The organism is Flavobacterium granuli (assembly GCF_031456055.1).
Taxonomy (GTDB): domain Bacteria; phylum Bacteroidota; class Bacteroidia; order Flavobacteriales; family Flavobacteriaceae; genus Flavobacterium; species Flavobacterium granuli_A.
This window is the reverse complement of record NZ_JAVDTX010000006.1, coordinates 157,171-174,138: the sequence shown is the minus strand read 5'-3', so window position 1 is coordinate 174,138 and position 16,968 is coordinate 157,171. Positions and strand designations below refer to the sequence as shown.

At 33.2% G+C, this 16,968-nt stretch carries 14 protein-coding genes; 8 read left to right on the top strand and 6 right to left on the bottom strand.

Annotation, left to right across the window (positions count from 1 at the left end; translation table 11 throughout):
- Nucleotides 1-43: 43 nt before the first annotated feature.
- Nucleotides 44-724 carry a Crp/Fnr family transcriptional regulator gene (locus tag J2W95_RS13695; protein WP_310007956.1) on the bottom strand — a complete coding sequence of 227 codons (681 nt, stop codon included), beginning with the start codon at nucleotides 722-724 and terminating at the stop codon, nucleotides 44-46.
- A 107-nt stretch (nucleotides 725-831) separates the two neighbouring features.
- Here J2W95_RS13695 and J2W95_RS13690 point away from each other — a divergent pair, with 107 nt between their 5' ends.
- The 8 genes from J2W95_RS13690 (at nucleotide 832) to J2W95_RS13655 (ending at nucleotide 9,698) form a co-directional block, all read left to right on the top strand.
- Complete coding sequence (locus J2W95_RS13690) at nucleotides 832-3,210, top strand: heavy metal translocating P-type ATPase (RefSeq protein ID WP_310007954.1); 2,379 nt, start codon at nucleotides 832-834, stop codon at nucleotides 3,208-3,210.
- A gap of 117 nt (nucleotides 3,211-3,327) precedes the next feature.
- Entirely contained in the window at nucleotides 3,328-3,507 is a 180-nt protein-coding gene (gene ccoS / locus J2W95_RS13685) for a cbb3-type cytochrome oxidase assembly protein CcoS (protein ID WP_310007952.1), read from the top strand.
- Between the two features lie 59 nt (nucleotides 3,508-3,566).
- Nucleotides 3,567-5,744, top strand: coding sequence for a cytochrome-c oxidase, cbb3-type subunit I (gene ccoN, locus J2W95_RS13680; protein ID WP_310007950.1), 2,178 nt, complete (start codon nucleotides 3,567-3,569; stop codon nucleotides 5,742-5,744).
- Nucleotides 5,745-5,756: 12 nt separating this feature from the next.
- Nucleotides 5,757-5,924, top strand: coding sequence for a CcoQ/FixQ family Cbb3-type cytochrome c oxidase assembly chaperone (locus J2W95_RS13675; RefSeq protein ID WP_281228522.1), 168 nt, complete (start codon nucleotides 5,757-5,759; stop codon nucleotides 5,922-5,924).
- Nucleotides 5,925-5,951: 27 nt separating this feature from the next.
- Nucleotides 5,952-6,884, top strand: a complete 933-nt coding sequence (locus J2W95_RS13670) for a cbb3-type cytochrome c oxidase N-terminal domain-containing protein (protein WP_310007947.1) — start codon at nucleotides 5,952-5,954, stop codon at nucleotides 6,882-6,884.
- Between the two features lie 84 nt (nucleotides 6,885-6,968).
- Nucleotides 6,969-8,387, top strand: a complete 1,419-nt coding sequence (ccoG, locus tag J2W95_RS13665) for a cytochrome c oxidase accessory protein CcoG (RefSeq protein ID WP_310007945.1) — start codon at nucleotides 6,969-6,971, stop codon at nucleotides 8,385-8,387.
- A gap of 47 nt (nucleotides 8,388-8,434) precedes the next feature.
- Nucleotides 8,435-8,893, top strand: a complete 459-nt coding sequence (locus tag J2W95_RS13660; protein WP_310007943.1) for a FixH family protein — start codon at nucleotides 8,435-8,437, stop codon at nucleotides 8,891-8,893.
- A gap of 103 nt (nucleotides 8,894-8,996) precedes the next feature.
- Nucleotides 8,997-9,698, top strand: coding sequence for a sulfite exporter TauE/SafE family protein (locus J2W95_RS13655; protein WP_310007941.1), 702 nt, complete (start codon nucleotides 8,997-8,999; stop codon nucleotides 9,696-9,698).
- Nucleotides 9,699-9,946: 248 nt separating this feature from the next.
- Here the strand turns inward: J2W95_RS13655 and hemN are convergent, their stop codons facing one another.
- The 5 genes from hemN to J2W95_RS13630 form a co-directional block, all read right to left on the bottom strand.
- On the bottom strand, nucleotides 9,947-11,311 hold the full coding sequence (gene hemN, locus J2W95_RS13650) for an oxygen-independent coproporphyrinogen III oxidase (RefSeq protein WP_310007938.1): 1,365 nt from the start codon (nucleotides 11,309-11,311) through the stop codon (nucleotides 9,947-9,949).
- Between the two features lie 124 nt (nucleotides 11,312-11,435).
- Nucleotides 11,436-11,906: a hypothetical protein gene (locus tag J2W95_RS13645; protein WP_310007936.1), complete on the bottom strand. Its 471-nt coding sequence runs from the start codon at nucleotides 11,904-11,906 to the stop codon at nucleotides 11,436-11,438.
- Nucleotides 11,907-12,495: 589 nt separating this feature from the next.
- Entirely contained in the window at nucleotides 12,496-14,508 is a 2,013-nt protein-coding gene (locus J2W95_RS13640) for a DUF349 domain-containing protein (protein ID WP_310007934.1), read from the bottom strand.
- Between the two features lie 256 nt (nucleotides 14,509-14,764).
- Nucleotides 14,765-15,514 (bottom strand): shikimate dehydrogenase family protein, encoded by a 750-nt coding sequence (locus tag J2W95_RS13635; RefSeq protein ID WP_310007932.1) that lies wholly within the window; start codon nucleotides 15,512-15,514, stop codon nucleotides 14,765-14,767.
- A complete protein-coding gene (locus tag J2W95_RS13630) occupies nucleotides 15,514-16,911 on the bottom strand; it encodes a tetratricopeptide repeat protein (RefSeq protein ID WP_310007931.1) in 1,398 nt (465 codons plus the stop codon). Before J2W95_RS13630 ends, J2W95_RS13635 begins: the two co-directional genes overlap by 1 nt.
- Between the last annotated feature and the right edge of the window lie 57 nt (nucleotides 16,912-16,968).

The window sequence follows — 16,968 nt, the reverse complement described above, 5'->3', positions numbered from 1 at the left end:
ATAGTTTTACTAGTACCTCCTTTGGGGGTTAGGAGGCTAGGGTTTAATCAGCTATCTTTTTCAGTTTATTAATGTCTTTTAAGACTATTTTTTTACCCACCAATTCAATAAGATCTAATTTATTAAAATCAGACAATAATCGGATACAACTTTCTGTCGCGGTTCCAATCATACTTGCCAATTCGTCTCTGGAAAGTTGTACTTTTAATGTTTTATCAGTATTTGTTCCAAACGTTTCATGCAGATAAATCAAAGTCTCGGCTAAACGTTCCTTTACAGATTTTTGAGCCATATTTACCATATGGTCATCAGCCAATTTCAAATCTCCACAAATGGTTTTCATTACACTCATCGAAAACTGATTGTTTTTATCGAAGAATCCTAATATTTCATTTTTTGGTATAAAACAAACATGCATATCTTCTAATGCTATAGCGCTCAAATTAGCAGGTTCGTCACTTATCATGGAACGTTGTCCTAATAATTCTCCTTTAGCAACTAACTTAACAATCTGATCTTTTCCGTTTGGACTTAATTTGGTCAATTTACATATTCCATCTTTAACACAAAAAATACCGTTTACATTTTCTCCTTCACCAAATATGGTTTCACCCTTTTTGATGGTTTTGGAGGTTTTGCATTCAGAAATTTTTATAAGTTCGTCTTTATTTAGTGCTTTCAAAGAACTAAATTCTCTCACGATACATTGTTCACATTTGCTCATAACGAAATTGTATTTTCACTTGCAAAGTTATATATTTATATGATAATTATCATTGTTGAGGCATATTCAATTTGTGAAATTTGTATATATTTAATTAATCTTTATTTATGGAGAAAAATAATTGCTTTCATTGTGGTTTGGATATACTAATAGAAGAGCAAATTGTATTTGACGAAAAAAAATTTTGTTGTAATGGATGTAAAACCGTTTACGAAATATTCAGCTTAAATGATTTGACTTGTTATTATGATTTTGAAAAATCACCTGGGGCAACTCCACAAGATATTAATGGTAAATATGATTTTTTGGACAATGATAGCATTGTTTCAAAACTATTGGAATTTAAAGAAGATTCAACAGCTATTATTTCGTTGAGCATTCCACATATTCATTGCAGTTCGTGTATTTGGATTTTAGAAAATTTACAGCGATTGCAAAAAGGCATAAACACTTCGCAGGTTAATTTCCCCGAAAAGAAAGTTCGCATCAATTACAATCCCGAGATTGTTTCCCTAAAAAACATTGTTCATTTATTGAGTTCAATTGGGTATGAGCCTTATATCAGTCTAGAAAATTATGAGACAGGGAAAAACAATGTGGACAGAAGTTTGACATACAAACTCGGAGTTGCATTCTTTTGTTTTGGGAATATTATGTTGCTTTCCTTTCCGGAGTATTTTGAAGTAAAAGAATTTTGGTTAGATAATTACCGCCCTTTTTTCAGGGGATTAATTTTTGCTTTGGCTTTGCCTTCTTTTTTATATTCGGCTAGCGGGTATTATGTTTCGGCTATTAAAAGCATAAAGTCCAAAATGCTAAACATCGATATTCCGATAGCACTTGGAATTGTCGTGATGTTTGTTCGAAGCACGTTTGATATTGTAATGGATTATGGTTCAGGCTTTTTTGACAGTTTGACCGGATTAATCTTTTTCATGTTATTGGGGAAGATGTTCCAAATCAAAACTTATAGTTTTCTTAGTTTTGAAAGAGATTTTAAGTCCTATTTTCCAATTGCGATTACTAAAATAAATACAGACTCTACGGAGGAAAGTATTCCGGTTTATGAAATCGAAAAAGGTAATAGATTATTGATTCGTAACCAAGAATTAATCCCAGTTGACGGTATTTTAATATCAGATAAAGCAGAAATTGATTATAGTTTTGTTACCGGTGAAGCTGTTCCAATTACCAAGAAATCGGGTGATAAAGTTTTTGCTGGAGGAAAACAAATTGGAAAAATTATCGAAATGGAAGTCTTGCATTCGGTTTCCCAAAGTTATTTGACTCAATTATGGAGTAATGATGTTTTTCAGAAATCGGTAGAACAAAAACATAAAACTATCACCGACAACATTAGCCGATATTTTACGCCAATTCTTTTGCTGATTTCATTTGCAGGATTTGGATATTGGATATTTTTTGATGCTAATACCGCTTTCAATGTGTTTACAGCCGTATTGATAGTCGCCTGTCCTTGTGCATTGGCATTAACTGCTCCTTTTACTATGGGCAATATGTTGCGAATTTTTGGTAATAAATATTTTTATCTAAAGAACGCTTTGGTAATCGAACAATTAGCCAAAGTCGATACGATTGTTTTTGATAAGACCGGAACGATTACTACAAATGCAAAATCGAATATTTCCTATGAGGGGAAAATACTAGATGAAGCCAATCTGGCAGTGCTGAAAAGCGTACTTCGTGCTTCGAATCATCCTTTAAGCAGAATGTTGTATGATTTTTTGCCTGAAACAAAACGATTAAAATTGGATGCTTTCGAAGAGATAACTGGGAAGGGGATTCAAGCGATTATCGATGGAGTTTCAATACAATTAGGGTCGGCTAATTTCATTGTTAAAGACTCAGAAGATCAAATCCAGCAAACAGCTGTTCATGTAAAAATAGGAGAGGAGTATTTCGGGAAATATATTTTTAATAATCAATACAGAGAAGGCTTATCTGAATTGTTTAGCAAACTGAGCTCTCAATATCAGCTTAAAGTTTTGTCAGGCGACAATGAAGGTGAACGAAGTCTGTTGGAATCAATTCTACCTAAAGGCACAGAAATGGTTTTTAATCAAAAGCCTGAGCAAAAACTTGAGTTTATAAAGGCTTTGCAAGAGAAAGGAAAAAATGTAATGATGGTGGGGGACGGACTCAACGATGCTGGTGCTTTGGCACAAAGTAACGTTGGTGTTTCCATATCCGAAAATGTGAATGTTTTTTCTCCGGCCTGTGATGCGATCTTGGATGCAAAACAGTTTCAGAAATTGAATTATTTTTTAAAGTTATCCAAAAAAGCAATCACGACTATTAAAATGAGTTTCGTTTTGTCACTTTTATACAATGTGGTTGGATTGTCTTTTGCTATTACAGGAAATCTTCTTCCATTAGTTGCGGCAATTATTATGCCGCTGAGTACCATTACGATAGTAAGTTTTGTTACGATAATGAGTAATTATTATTCGAGAAAAATAAAATAGTTTAATAAGGAATTGTTTAGTTTTTTTTCATAATTTTAACATATCAGATTAAATATGATAATTGTCATTTTTTATAAAAAGTGATAAATATAATTTTGTTAACTTAATATTAGGATTATGAGTGTTATCTATTTATTGATTGCCATTAGTATTTTCGTTGCCATTGGGTTTTTTATTGCTTTTGTTTTTGCAGTAAAATCAGGTCAATATGATGATGATTATACGCCATCGGTCAGAATGCTTTTTGACGATGAATTAATCAAATCTTCTCAAAAAAAATCTAAAATCAAAGGTTAAGTATTCTCAATCTTTAAACTATCTGTTCACTTTAAACAACTTTAAAATTAATTATAAATATGGAAATGGAACAATTTTATTATGACAACAAAATTGTAAAGAAGTTCATTTATGCTACCATACTATTTGGAGTAGTGGGGATGTTAGTGGGTCTTATATTAGCTACTATGTTCCTTTTTCCAAACATAACCGAAGGTATTTCATGGTTGAGTTTTGGAAGATTGAGACCTTTACATACTAATGCAGTAATTTTTGCTTTTGTTGGAAACGCGATGTTTGCGGGTGTTTATTACTCGTTGCAGCGATTGTTGAAAGCCAGAATGTACAGTGATTTCTTGAGTAACCTGAATTTTTGGGGTTGGCAATTGATTATTGTTGCAGCTGCAATTTCTCTTCCATTAGGATATACTTCTTCAAAAGAATATGCCGAACTTGAATGGCCTATTGATATTGCTATTGCTTTAATATGGGTAGCTTTCGGTATCAACATGATTGGTACGATGCTAAAAAGAAGAGAGCGTCATTTATATGTTGCCATTTGGTTTTACTTAGCCACATTTATTACGGTTGCGGTATTGCATATTTTTAATAGTTTGGAATTACCTGTTTCAGGAATGAAGAGTTATTCAGTTTATGCAGGGGTTCAAGATGCATTGGTACAGTGGTGGTACGGTCATAATGCGGTTGCCTTTTTCTTGACCACACCATTTTTGGGATTGATGTACTATTTTGTGCCAAAGGTGGCCAATCGTCCCGTGTATTCCTACAGATTGTCTATTATCCACTTTTGGTCATTAATCTTTTTATATATCTGGGCAGGTCCTCACCATTTGTTGTATTCTGCTTTGCCTAACTGGGCTCAAAATTTAGGGGTTGTGTTCTCTGTAATGTTGATTGCTCCGTCTTGGGGAGGTATGATTAACGGGCTTCTGACTTTAAGAGGGGTTTGGGATAAAGTGCGTGAAGAACCAGTATTGAAGTTTTTTGTTGTTGCCATGACTGGTTACGGTATGGCTACTTTTGAAGGACCAATGCTATCTCTTAAAAATGTAAATGCGATAGCTCACTATACTGACTGGATCGTAGCGCACGTTCACGTTGGTGCGTTGGCATGGAATGGTTTTATGGCTTTTGGTATTATTTATTGGTTGATTCCAAGAATGACAAAAACTAAATTATATTCCACTAAATTGGCCAATTTCCATTTTTGGGCAGGAACATTAGGAATTATATTATATGCGTTGCCATTGTATTTAGCAGGCTTTCTTCAGGCTTCTATGTGGAAACAATTTAATCCGGACGGAACCTTAACTTATGGTAACTTCCTTGAAACTGTTACTCAAATCATGCCAATGTATTGGATGAGAGCAATTGGAGGATGTTTGTATTTGGTTGGTATGTTGACATTGGTTTACAATATTATCCAAACAGTTAGAGCGGGTGAAGAAGTTGAAGATGAATTAGCTGAGGCTCCTGCATTGCAAACTATTAGTTCAGGTAGACTAAAAGGTGAAAAATACCATTCTTGGTTGGAAAGAAAACCAATAAAAATGGCTGTATTTGCGACGATTGCGATATTAATTGGTGGAATTATCCAAATTGTTCCAACGATTATGGTGAAATCAAATATTCCAACTATTTCTAGTGTAAAACCATATACACCTTTGGAATTGGAAGGACGTGATTTATACATTCGTGAAGGTTGTGTTGGGTGTCACTCTCAATCGGTTCGTCCTTTTAGAAGTGAAGTTGAGCGTTACGGACCTCAATCCAAAGCTGGGGAATTTGTATATGACCATCCATTTTTATGGGGATCAAAACGTACAGGTCCGGATTTGTTGAGAGTTGGAGGAAAATACAATGACAATTGGCATTTTAATCACTTCTGGAGTCCTCAAAGTACATCGGCTGGTTCTATTATGCCTAGCTATAAATGGCTGTTTGATAATAAAGCGATGGACGTTTCATTGACTGAAAAGAAAATGAAAGCAATGGTTTCGCTTGGTGTTCCTTACAGTGATGCTGAAGTTGCAAACGGATTGAAAGATTTAAAAGCACAGGCTATAACAATTGAAGAAAGTCTTAAAAATGATCCTGATTTTGTGAAAAGTTACGAAGAGAGTAAGAAAAAAGCTTTGGCAAAAGGGGAAAAATTTATTCCTATGAGCGAAAGAGAAATTGTGGCAATGATTGCCTATATACAAAGATTGGGAACTGATATTAAAGTTAAAGAATAAAAAGTAAGCGTTATGTTTGAGCAAATAAAACACAATATGGAAACTATTGCCGGTGTAGCAATATTTCCAATACTATCATTACTAATTTTCTTTTTCTTTTTTCTTGGTTTAGGATTTTGGGTTTATTCCTATAAAAAAGAGACAATAGACGAAATAAGTCAGATCCCATTAGAAGACTAAATTGTACAATTTCAAAAAATATAAATAATGAAAAAATTAATTCCACCATATATAAGAGTTCTTTTCATATTTTTCTCCGTTTTGGGAGTTATGGAATATTTTATTGATTCAGGTGATCACCCTGCTTTTATAAAATACCCTATGGTTGCGGTATTTTTGTTCGTATTGCTTTTTCTTTTGATTGCAGTCGAAATAACATTGAATGCAGTAAATACAATCACTTATAGGTTGTTGTCAGAAGAAGAGAAAGCAAAATTAGCTCTTGAAGACAGTTTAAGTTTGAGCGAAAAAAGCTGGTACAAAAACCTGATGCAGCGTTTGACACGAACAGTGCCAATTGAAGATGAAAAGCAATTGTTGATGGACCATGATTATGATGGTATTAAGGAATTGGATAACAATTTACCTCCATGGTGGGTATATTTATTTTATGCCTGTATCATTTTCTCTGTGATATATCTAGTTCGTTATGAGATTATGGGAGCACCAGATCAGGAAACTGAATTGAAAAATGAAATGGCTCAAGCCAAAATTGAAGTGGCTGAGTATATGAAAACGGCTCCCGATTTAATGGATGAAAACTCAGTAACTTTGTTAACGGAGCCAGCTGATTTAACAAATGGGAAAGCCATTTTTGAAACCAATTGTGCTGCTTGTCATCGTGCTGATGGAGGTGGGCAAATTGGTCCAAATTTAACAGACGATAATTGGATTTTGGGAGGTGGTATTAAAAAAATATTCCACACTGTTACCAATGGTGGTCGAGATGGTAAAGGGATGATTGCCTGGAAAGGAACCTTGAAGCCAAAAGAAATTCAGGCTGTAGCAAGTTATATTATATCTTTAAAAGGAAGTAATCCAAAAGATCCAAAAGCTCCTGAAGGTGATGTCTGGGTTGATGAGAATGCACCTGCTACTACCGCTGCAGCTCCTGTTGCTGATAGTACTGAAGTAAAATAGTAATTAACAATATATTAGAATGAAGAGCTTTGTCAAAATTCACTACTTTGAGAAAGCTCTTTTTTAGTATTTAAAAAAAATAAAATGTCAAGTAATCTAGACGAATCTTTCAGAGATACCATTGGGACTATTGATAAGGAGGGTCATAGAAAATATATTTACCCCAAAAAACCGTCCGGTAAGTTTTATGAATATAGAAAATGGATTAGCTATTTTTTACTGATTGTTCTTGTTGTCAATCCTTTTATAAAAATAAACGGGAATCAGTTCATGATGTTCAATGTTCTAGAACGTCGTTTTAATATTTTTAGTTTTCCTTTTTGGCCACAGGACTTTTATATTTTTGTTTTGTTTATGGTCATTGGGGTCGTCTTCGTTATTTTATTTACGGTTATTTTTGGGCGAATTTTTTGTGGATGGATATGTCCTCAGACCATTTTCATGGAAATGGTTTTTCGCCGAATTGAATATTGGATTGAAGGCGATAGGGGAGCACAAATCCGTTTGGAAAAACAAGATTGGAATGGAGAAAAAATTAGAAAGAAAGCCTTAAAATGGTTCACGTTTCTGGTAATTTCGTTTTTGATTGCTAATGTATTTTTGGCTTATCTTGTAGGGAGTGATGAATTATTTCATTTAATTAAAGATGGTCCTATGTCACATTCTAGTACCTTTCTGTCATTGTTGATTTTTACTGGTGTTTTCTATTTTGTTTTCGCTTGGTTTAGAGAACAGGTTTGTATAATTGCTTGTCCTTACGGAAGACTGCAAGGGGTTTTATTAGATAAAAAATCAATAAATGTGGCTTACGATTTTGTTCGTGGCGAAAAAGAAGTAGGAAGAGCTAAATTCAATAAAAAAGAAGACCGTGAAGCTTCTGGAAAAGGAGATTGTATAGACTGCAAACAATGTGTAAATGTATGTCCTACAGGAATTGATATTCGTAACGGAGTCCAGCTCGAATGTGTAAATTGTACGGCTTGTATTGATGAATGTGATACCATAATGGAAAGTGTAGGATTGCCTTTAGGGCTTATTCGATATGCTTCGGAAGATGAAATAGAAACAAAGGCTAAGTTTAAATTTACGGCCAGAATGAAAGGCTACACCGCAATATTGGTTATATTAGTTGGTGTTCTTACTGGGTTGTTGTTTTTAAGAACTGAAGTCGAAGCCACTATTTTGAGATTGCCAGGTCAATTATTCCAGCATAAAGGCGAAAACATTAGTAATGTTTATACTTTTAAAATCATCAATAAAACAAATCATGATATTAATAATTTGCATTTCAAATTGGTAGGGATTAAAGGTACTTTAAAAGTAGTTGGTGTTCAGGAATTGAGGGTTCTCAAACACGAAATGTCTAGCGGAACTATGTTTATTGAGATTAATAGGTTTTTATTAGAAAGTGACAGGACTAAATTAGAAATCGATCTCTACGAAGGAAATAAAAAAATTGAAACTACGTATACTAATTTTTTAAGCCCCCGAAGTTTTGACTAGGTTTGGCGTAATATGAAAATATCAAATAGAAAGAAAACTTTTAAAAAATGAAAATAAAAAATAACTGGGGAACTTATATCGTGATTGCATTCGCTTTGTTTATTAGCTTTATTATGTACTTTGTTTTAAAAGTTCAGTCAGATAGTAAGTATGATAATGATTTGGTGGTTGAAGAGTATTACAAACATGATGTGCATTTTCAGGATGAAATGGCTCGTATTCAAAGTGCCCATGATTTAAAAGATAAACCGGTAATTACTGTTGATGCCAATGGAGTTACTGTAGCTTTTCCTACTGTTTTTACACCAAAGGAAATCAAAGGAACTGTAGCTTTATACAGAGCTTCGAATAAGAAATTTGATTTTCAGCTACCGCTTTCGTTTACGGATTCGGCATCTTTGTTTATACCCAAAGATAAACTGATCGGAGGAGAATGGTACATTAATATGGAATGGAAATATGATGGAAGGTCTTATTTGACAAAAGAAAAGGTTTATATAAAATAGTAAAGAAAATAGAGTAAAGATGATAGAAGAAAGAAAAATTAGTTTTGATTTTGTCTTTTAAAATCTGAATTCTAAAATCTACAGTCTGTAATCTAAAATCACAATGCTTTACACCGCTTTTTTATTTGGTTTAATCAGTAGTTTTCACTGCATAGGAATGTGTGGTCCGATTGCTATGATGTTGCCTGTAGAGCGAAATAATCCTGCCAAAAAGGTAATCCAAATCATTACGTATCATTTAGGACGGTTAATGGCTTATGGAAGTATTGGTTTGCTTTTTGGTTTGTTGGGTAAAGGCTTGTTTTTGGCAGGGATTCAGCAACAACTGTCTATTTTTATTGGGATTGCAATGATTTTAGTGATTCTGATTCCAGAAAAGATTTTGGCTAAATATAATTTTTCGAAACCGGTGTATGGTTGGATTTCAAAAATCAAGCAAAATCTTGGTAGTCATTTCAAAAACAAAAGTTTTAAATCGCTTTTTATTATTGGTTTGCTTAATGGTTTTTTGCCCTGCGGCATGGTATATGTTGCATTATTTGGAGCAATTGCGATGCAAAGTGCTGGTTTTGGAGTATTGTATATGTTGCTTTTTGGGTTGGGAACTGTGCCGCTGATGAGTTTGGTGGTGTATATTAATTCGTTCCTGACCGTTCCCATTCGGAATAGGATTCAAAAAGTAATTCCGTATGTTGGGATAGTAATAGGTGTATTATTTATTCTGAGGGGTTTGGGACTTGGAATTCCTTATGTTTCTCCCTCGAATATGAATTTGTTTATACAAGGAAAAGCCAATTGTCACTAATTGGTTTTTTTTTTCACCCCAACCTGAGAGGTGCTAGATCGGATTATTTTATGTTTGTATTTAGTGTGATATATTAATTGTTCTCTGTTTTGCGTGAGGGATGGCAGTGGAGCTCTTTTTTTGATCCCTTTTTGCAAGGGATCAAAAAAAAGCGGGAGCGTACAGCCCGACCCGTAGTTTTTACGAAGGGACACGCCCAAAGAGCTTTGAAAAAAGATGAATTAATAAATTAAGATGCTTGTTGTTTTTTAAATCGTCATTGAAAACAATGCCGTTTCTGGAGCTTTTCTTTTCAATCTCAAATCGAAGGCCATACAGATGTTACGCACATAAGGTTTCCCTTCTTCGTTGACGATGATTTTGTTGTCGCCTATAATCAATAGACCGTCGTTTTCCATTTCTTTCAGTTGAGCCACAATTTCTGGAATTTCAGAAACGTAATTAGCGGAATTTTCCCAGCTAGTTTCAAATTGGCACATTAGATTCAAAATATGTTTTCGGATTATTAGATCTTCGGTAGATAATAAATGACCTCTATAAACCGGTAATTCATCTGATTCTAATACTTTGTAATATTCTTCTAGGGTTTTTACATTTTGTGCAAAGCTGTACCAACTGTCGCTTATGGATGAAACTCCCAATCCAATCATTAATTGGGTTTTGGAAGAGCTGTAGCCCATGAAGTTTCTATGCAATTTTTTGTTATCAAACGATTGGTATAAGCTGTCTGATTTTAAGGCAAAGTGATCCATTCCGATTTCGTGATACTCATTTTCAAAGAGTAATTCTTTTCCAACTTCGTACAGTTTTCTTTTGGCATCATCTTTAGGGATGTCTTCATCATGAAATCCGCGTTGACCATTTCCTTTTATCCACGGTACATGGGCGTAACTGTAAAAAGCCAATCGGTCGGGTTGTAAAGAATTTGTTTTTTCGATAGTATCCACAACATCTTGAACTTCCTGAAAAGGTAATCCGAAGATAATATCATGACCAATGGAAGTATAACCTATTTTTTTTGCCCAAAAAGTTACTTTGGCGACATTATGAAAAGGCTGTATTCTATGAATGGCTTTTTGAACTTTTTCGGAATAATCCTGAACTCCAAAACTCACTCTTCTAAAGCCCAAATCGTATAGTTTTTGTAAATGAGCTAGAGTTGTATTGTTAGGATGTCCCTCAAAACTAAATTCATAATCTTCAGCTTTTTCAGCAAGGGAAAATATTCCGTTTATTAAGTTTTCAAGGCTTTCTATGGAGAAAAAAGTAGGCGTTCCTCCGCCCAAATGGATTTCCTTAATTTTGGGTTTGTCATCCAAAATTTTGCAGTACATCGACCATTCTTTTAGAACAGCATCAATATATGGATTTTCGACATTATGGTTTTTGGTGATGCGTTTGTTGCAACCACAAAAAGTACACAGACTTTCGCAAAAAGGGAGATGAATGTATAAACTTATGCCTTCTTTATTATTACTTTCTAGGAAAGAATTTTTCAAGGTTTGTATCCAAATTTCATTCGTAAATCCTGATTCATCCCAATAAGGAACCGTAGGGTAACTTGTATATCGTGGCCCAGGAACATTGTATTTTTGAATAAGGGAGGTTTTCATAAATTAGTATTTAGTTGGAATGGCAAAATTAGGGTGATTTTTTAATGGTTGAAATGATAATTGTCATGTTCTTAAGTTACTATAAATAAACAAAGAGGTCCGCGAGAACCTCTTTGTGGAGTTTTTATAAACTTTCATTAATTAAACTGACCCATTTTTTTGCCAGTTTATGATCTTCAAATAAACAATTGAAGTCTAAATAATGATTTTCGATATTGTAAATCGGAATCATTTCTTTCTTCATCGTGTTTTTATGAACCAGTTCTATTTCGACTTTATCCATGGTTCCTAATTTACTTTTAGTAGTTTCCAGTAGATTGCACAGAAGAATGTTTGATAAATCCACAAAATAAACGTCTTCTTTTTTATAGCTGAAATCAATAAATAAAAAGCCTTTATTTTTTTGATCTATAGACAGAATTTTTTTGTTCTGTGTTTCGGTTAATTCAAAGTTGTAGTGATTGTTTCGACTGTGTTGTTTCTTTATCTCTTTTATTTTTGTTCTATTCATTATGTTGGAACGAAAGACTAAAGTTAGTGGAATACTTATTAATACTGTGATTATAAGACCTATTATGGTTACGGATGTGTCCATTTCTTTTATTTTTGAATTATATATAATGATTTTTTTTCTTGACTCAGATGGAATCAAGAAGGCTAAAAGTTATTCTAACTTTTATAAGAAGGAATCATGATATTAAATCACCAAAAATAATGGAAAGGGAAAAGTAAAATCGAGACTTTTCTACATCGGTCGATGTCTTGGTCTGATAGAACTATTTTAAGGTTATTTTCTTTAAAACTGGAAAATAATGGGAGTTCTGTATTAGTGCCCCCTATGTTAACTGGGATACGGTTGTTGTGTTTTAGGTCAGGATTACTTCTTTCAATACTAGGCTGAACGAAGTGAGAAACACTTATGTTTTCTTTGCTGAATGCAGTACTACTATTCTTTTTTGGAAAAAAATTTGCATCGTGATTTACGCTATAGGCAAAACCGAACTGAATCAGTAGCCCTGCAAATACAATAAATTTCCAAAATTTTCCCATGTTGCAAATGTAGAGAATAGGCTTTTGATTAGCGAAGCTATTATGGTAAATGAAAGTTAAAATTGTATGTTTTAATAAAAAAAGCCTCAAACTGATTAAGGTTTGAGGCTTAGTATTAATTTGTGAATTTATACTTATTCAATGTTTAAATTTCTCAACTGTCTTAGTTTTTCTTTCCAAACATCTAGGCTTTCTTTGTGGATAGCAATGTTTTTTCTAACTTCCAATACAATTGAATTTTCTTTTTTCGCATTTTTTGTATTGGTGAAAAACTGAATGTTATTCTCTAGTTGGAAAATTTCATTTTGTACTTCTTCAATTTTACGCATCAAGAAAATCTTCTCGTTATCAATTTTTCGAGTATCGTTGCTTTCAGAAAGATTCTCCATTCTGTTAGAGAAACGCATCATTTCGGTATCTTTTTTGCTTAAGCTTAATTTTTCGAATAAAGCATCAAGAATTTTATTGAATTTACCTTCGATATGTCTTCTTGGGAAAGGAACTTTACCAAAGTTTTTCCAAGTTTCGATATGCAATTTGATACCGTCTAAATCGGTTTTGTGATCTCCAGTCAATTGAAATTCTCTCAACGTTTCCAAATAAGCTTTTTTCTTGTCAAAAGCTTCTACTTCGTCAACGTTTTCAACACTTTTATGTTCTTTTAATTTATCGAAATAGTGATTACATGCTTCTCTAAATTCGTTCCAAATTTTATCAGAGTATTTTCTTGGAACATGACCAATTTTTTTCCAATCTTCCTGAATTTGCTTCATTATAGGAGTGGTACTTGCAAAATCAACACTTTCCTGTAATTCTTTGGCTTTCTTAACCAAAGCAATTTTTTTGTTAAGGTTGTCGTTTTGGTCTTTTTTGATGTCTTTGTAAAAAGAATTTTTAAAGCTATTAAAATTTCTAACGGCTGTTTTGAATGTTGCCCAAGTAGCTTCGTTAACATCTGCAGGTACTTTTCCTGCTGAGAAAAATTCAGTACGTAAAGCTTCTACTTTTTCAATCTGAGCTAGCCATTGTGAATGTGCATTTACTTTTTCGGTAGCTAAAACTTCAATTTTGGCAATAATTTCTTTTTTCTTTTCTAAGTTTTCAAGCTCGGTTCCTCTTAAGTTTTCGAACAATACTTCACGCTTATCATGCATTTTTTTTGTTAGTTCACTAAATTGGTTCCAAATTTCATCGCGATGTTCTCTTGAAACAGGACCAATATCCTCTTTCCAAATGCGGTGTAAATCTTGAAGTTCTCTGAAAGCTTTATTGATGTCTGCTTCTTTTAATAATTCCTCAACACGAGCAACGATTTTTTGCTTTTGTTCTAGATTGTATTTGAAATCAATATCTCTTGCTTCTCTGTCAAGGTGCAAATAATCATAAAAATTTTCAACGTGAAAATGATAATTATTCCAAACGTGATTGTATTTGTCTTTTGGAATTGCACCAGCATTTTTCCATCTTTCTCTTAATTCATTGAAATGATTTAAGGTGTCTTTTATGTTTGCTTGTGGATTGATTAATTCTTTAAGTTCTTCTACAATTGCCAATCGAATCTCCAAATTGGATTTTAAATTGGATTGTAAACTTTTGAAGTGTACATTTTTATTGTCTTTGTAGATCGTGTAATATTGATCGAACTTTGATTTTAGTGGTGAATGATATTGAAATTCCTCGTTTGGATCTTGATTTTCCTGATTGAATTCTTCTCTTTTTTCTTCTATAAGGTGATTGTATTTGGCTAAAAATGCTTTTCGAATTTCTTCAACATGCTCTTTAATAGACATTACTTTTTCATTTGTAACCAAATTTTTCAATTCACTTACAAGTGTTTCCATAGGTAATGCATCATAATCGAGCATTGGAATATCATGACGTTCTTTTAACGTTTCATCTTCACTTTCTTCAGCATTTGTTTCTGCTATGGCGTCAATCACGTTTTGCTTTTCGTCTGTTCCGTTTTCATTCGAAATTACTGTTTCAGAAACGGGGTTTACCGTATTTTCTTCTGCTACAGCATCACTGATTTCACTTTCTGTTATTACAGACGCTTCTGATTGAATTGTTTCTTGCAATTCATTGACTGTTTTTCCATCTATCTCAGTATCTTTTAGAGACAGGTTATCGTTCTTTTCTTCTAACATTTTGTAAATGTATAAGGTTTTTATTTTTTTGAATGCGAAAGATAGTAAAGGTGCGCCAAAATACAAAATAAAACTTTTGATTATAATCTAAATATTCAGAAAATTCATATATAAATAGTGTAATTTGAATTCTTTCTAGTTTGTTGACTTGTTTTTTGATTTTACAGCTACTTTTTTTAAAGACAAGACATTAAATATAAAGCCCTCAAAAGAATTATTTCATTTGAGGGCTTTAGTTATTTAAATGAGCAGTCTTTTATTTATTCCAAATTTTCCAAGCTTTCTCGGCCTGAAAAATGAGCATATCTAAACCGTTTTTAATTTGAGCACCTTGCGCTTTGGCTTTGTTAAGGAATTGGGTTTCGGCTGGATTGTAAATCAAGTCGTATGCAATATGTTTCTCGGTAAAGAATTCATAAGGAATAAGCGGAAATAAATCCACATTTGGGGTTGTTCCCACCGGAGTACAATTGATTATGATTTGGTAGTTATCAAAGGTTGTGGCATTGATTAGGCTGTAATCAATACAGTTTTCCTTAGCTTCACGGGATACGAAAATGTAAGTGATGTCCAATTGATCTAATGCAAAAGCAACTCCCTTTGAAGCACCTCCTGTTCCAAGAATAAGTGCTTTTTTATGATGCGGTTGCAATAGTGGTTCAAGAGATTTTTTGAAACCGTAATAATCTGTATTGTATCCTTTTAGTTTTCCTTTTTTAGTGAATTTTATAGTATTTACGGCTCCAATTTGTTTGGCATTTTTTGATAGTTTATCCAAAAAAGGAATCACAGATTCTTTGTAAGGAATAGTAACGTTTAGTCCATTAAGATCGGTGTTGTTTTCCTTTAATTCAGTGAAATTATTGATTTCGGGAATGTCAAAATTTTCATAAGTACAACCTTCAAAATGTTCTTTGCTAAATTTTTCTGTAAAATATCCTTTTGAAAATGAATAACTGATATTACGGCCTAATAAACCAAAACGTTTTTTTAAAACTTCAATCATTATTGTTTTTTATGTTTGTCAATATAATTTCGCACCATTTTTTTTTCCCAAACTACAGGGAATAAGTCTTCCAATAAGATGTAATTATCATAATTCAGACGCAAAGCATTGCTCAAGTGAAATTTTGCTTTGATATTGTCCGAAATCATAAAATACAATCCAGCCAAACGATATTCTACTTCGTTTTCTTCTGGGAAGTACTCAGATGCTTGTAATAATGTTTGAATTGCACTTTCGAATTCTCCTAAAAACTGTAAAATGTCAACCCAAAACAACCAAGTGTCAAGTTGATAATCACCAAATTCTACTGCTTTTCTATATCCAAATTCGGCTTCTTCAAACAAGTTCATTTGTTTATTGATAGCTGCAAATCGTTTCCAATACAATTTATTTTGGTTGTCAATCGCTAGAGCTTTATTGACAAAAAATAATGCTTTTTGGAAGTTTTTTTGACGTACATAAAAATCGGTAATCGCAATCCAGCCTTTGTCTAAAAGTGGGTCTTCATGTACCGTTTTGTTGAAATATTTAAGAGCTAAAACTTTGTTGCCTAATTTTTCATAACACTTTCCTATTCGAAGCAAAGCATAGGACGTTGCATCGTCCAATTCGATTGTTCGATTGTAGCTTTCAATGGCAAGATCATACTTTTTTAGACGTTCCAATGCTTTTGCTTTTTCCATAAAAGCACCAAGGAATTCCTCGTCTATAAGAGTTGCATAATCGAAAGCACGTATGGCACTTTCGTATTCTTTTACTCCATAGTACAAACGGCCTAGTTGATGCCAAGCAATTTCGCTATATGGATTTTTGTCAATGTATTTATTTAAATACAATATAGCTTCTTGGTTTTGATCCAAAAATTCATAACAATAAACTACATTGTATAATGCTGATTGATCTTCAAAATCTTCTTCTAGACATTTAATGAAACTTTCTTTGGCCAACTCTAGATTGTCCATAAAAAGATATTCCATACCGATTAAGTTGTAAACATCGGCATAGTCATCAGTGTATTCTAAAGCAATCTTAAGCATTTCTACTGCTTTTTCATGCTGATCCCTTTTAGAGCAAATATTGGCTTTTTGAATATAAATTTCTTCGTTTGTGGGTTCGATAGCATAAAGCTCATTCAATAGCTTTTCTGCTATTTCGAGTTTATCGTCATAAATGAGCATTTCTACTTGAACTAATTTAAGTCCACTGGATCTTGGGTGTTGTTCCAGAGCTAATTTTAAGGCTTTCTTTGCCAATGCTGACTTGCCCATATCGAGGTAATGAAGAATGATTTCTTCAAATTCTTCGGAGTCAAAAAAGAGTACTTTGTTGGTTTTCAACATGGACTCAAATTTGGATAGGGATAAGTTATACTCTTCTTCTTCGTTGCTTAATTGCATACTGTGTGTTTTTAAATTATCCTAAAATAAAATTAGGAAAACGTATTGTTGAAATGA

Excerpts from the sequence above, each read along its gene's own strand:
- J2W95_RS13655 (WP_310007941.1), top strand. The coding sequence starts at position 8,997 with ATGCTTTACACCGCTTTTTTATTTGGTTTAATCAGTAGTTTTCACTGC.
- ccoG (WP_310007945.1), top strand. The coding sequence starts at position 6,969 with ATGTCAAGTAATCTAGACGAATCTTTCAGAGATACCATTGGGACTATT.
- J2W95_RS13635 (WP_310007932.1), bottom strand. The coding sequence starts at position 15,514 with ATGATTGAAGTTTTAAAAAAACGTTTTGGTTTATTAGGCCGTAATATC.
- J2W95_RS13640 (WP_310007934.1), bottom strand. The coding sequence starts at position 14,508 with ATGTTAGAAGAAAAGAACGATAACCTGTCTCTAAAAGATACTGAGATA.
- J2W95_RS13660 (WP_310007943.1), top strand. The coding sequence starts at position 8,435 with ATGAAAATAAAAAATAACTGGGGAACTTATATCGTGATTGCATTCGCT.
- ccoN (WP_310007950.1), top strand. The coding sequence starts at position 3,567 with ATGGAAATGGAACAATTTTATTATGACAACAAAATTGTAAAGAAGTTC.
- J2W95_RS13645 (WP_310007936.1), bottom strand. The coding sequence starts at position 11,906 with ATGGACACATCCGTAACCATAATAGGTCTTATAATCACAGTATTAATA.
- J2W95_RS13690 (WP_310007954.1), top strand. The coding sequence starts at position 832 with ATGGAGAAAAATAATTGCTTTCATTGTGGTTTGGATATACTAATAGAA.
- hemN (WP_310007938.1), bottom strand. The coding sequence starts at position 11,311 with ATGAAAACCTCCCTTATTCAAAAATACAATGTTCCTGGGCCACGATAT.
- J2W95_RS13670 (WP_310007947.1), top strand. The coding sequence starts at position 5,952 with ATGAAAAAATTAATTCCACCATATATAAGAGTTCTTTTCATATTTTTC.
- J2W95_RS13675 (WP_281228522.1), top strand. The coding sequence starts at position 5,757 with ATGTTTGAGCAAATAAAACACAATATGGAAACTATTGCCGGTGTAGCA.
- J2W95_RS13695 (WP_310007956.1), bottom strand. The coding sequence starts at position 724 with ATGAGCAAATGTGAACAATGTATCGTGAGAGAATTTAGTTCTTTGAAA.
- ccoS (WP_310007952.1), top strand. The coding sequence starts at position 3,328 with ATGAGTGTTATCTATTTATTGATTGCCATTAGTATTTTCGTTGCCATT.
- J2W95_RS13630 (WP_310007931.1), bottom strand. The coding sequence starts at position 16,911 with ATGCAATTAAGCAACGAAGAAGAAGAGTATAACTTATCCCTATCCAAA.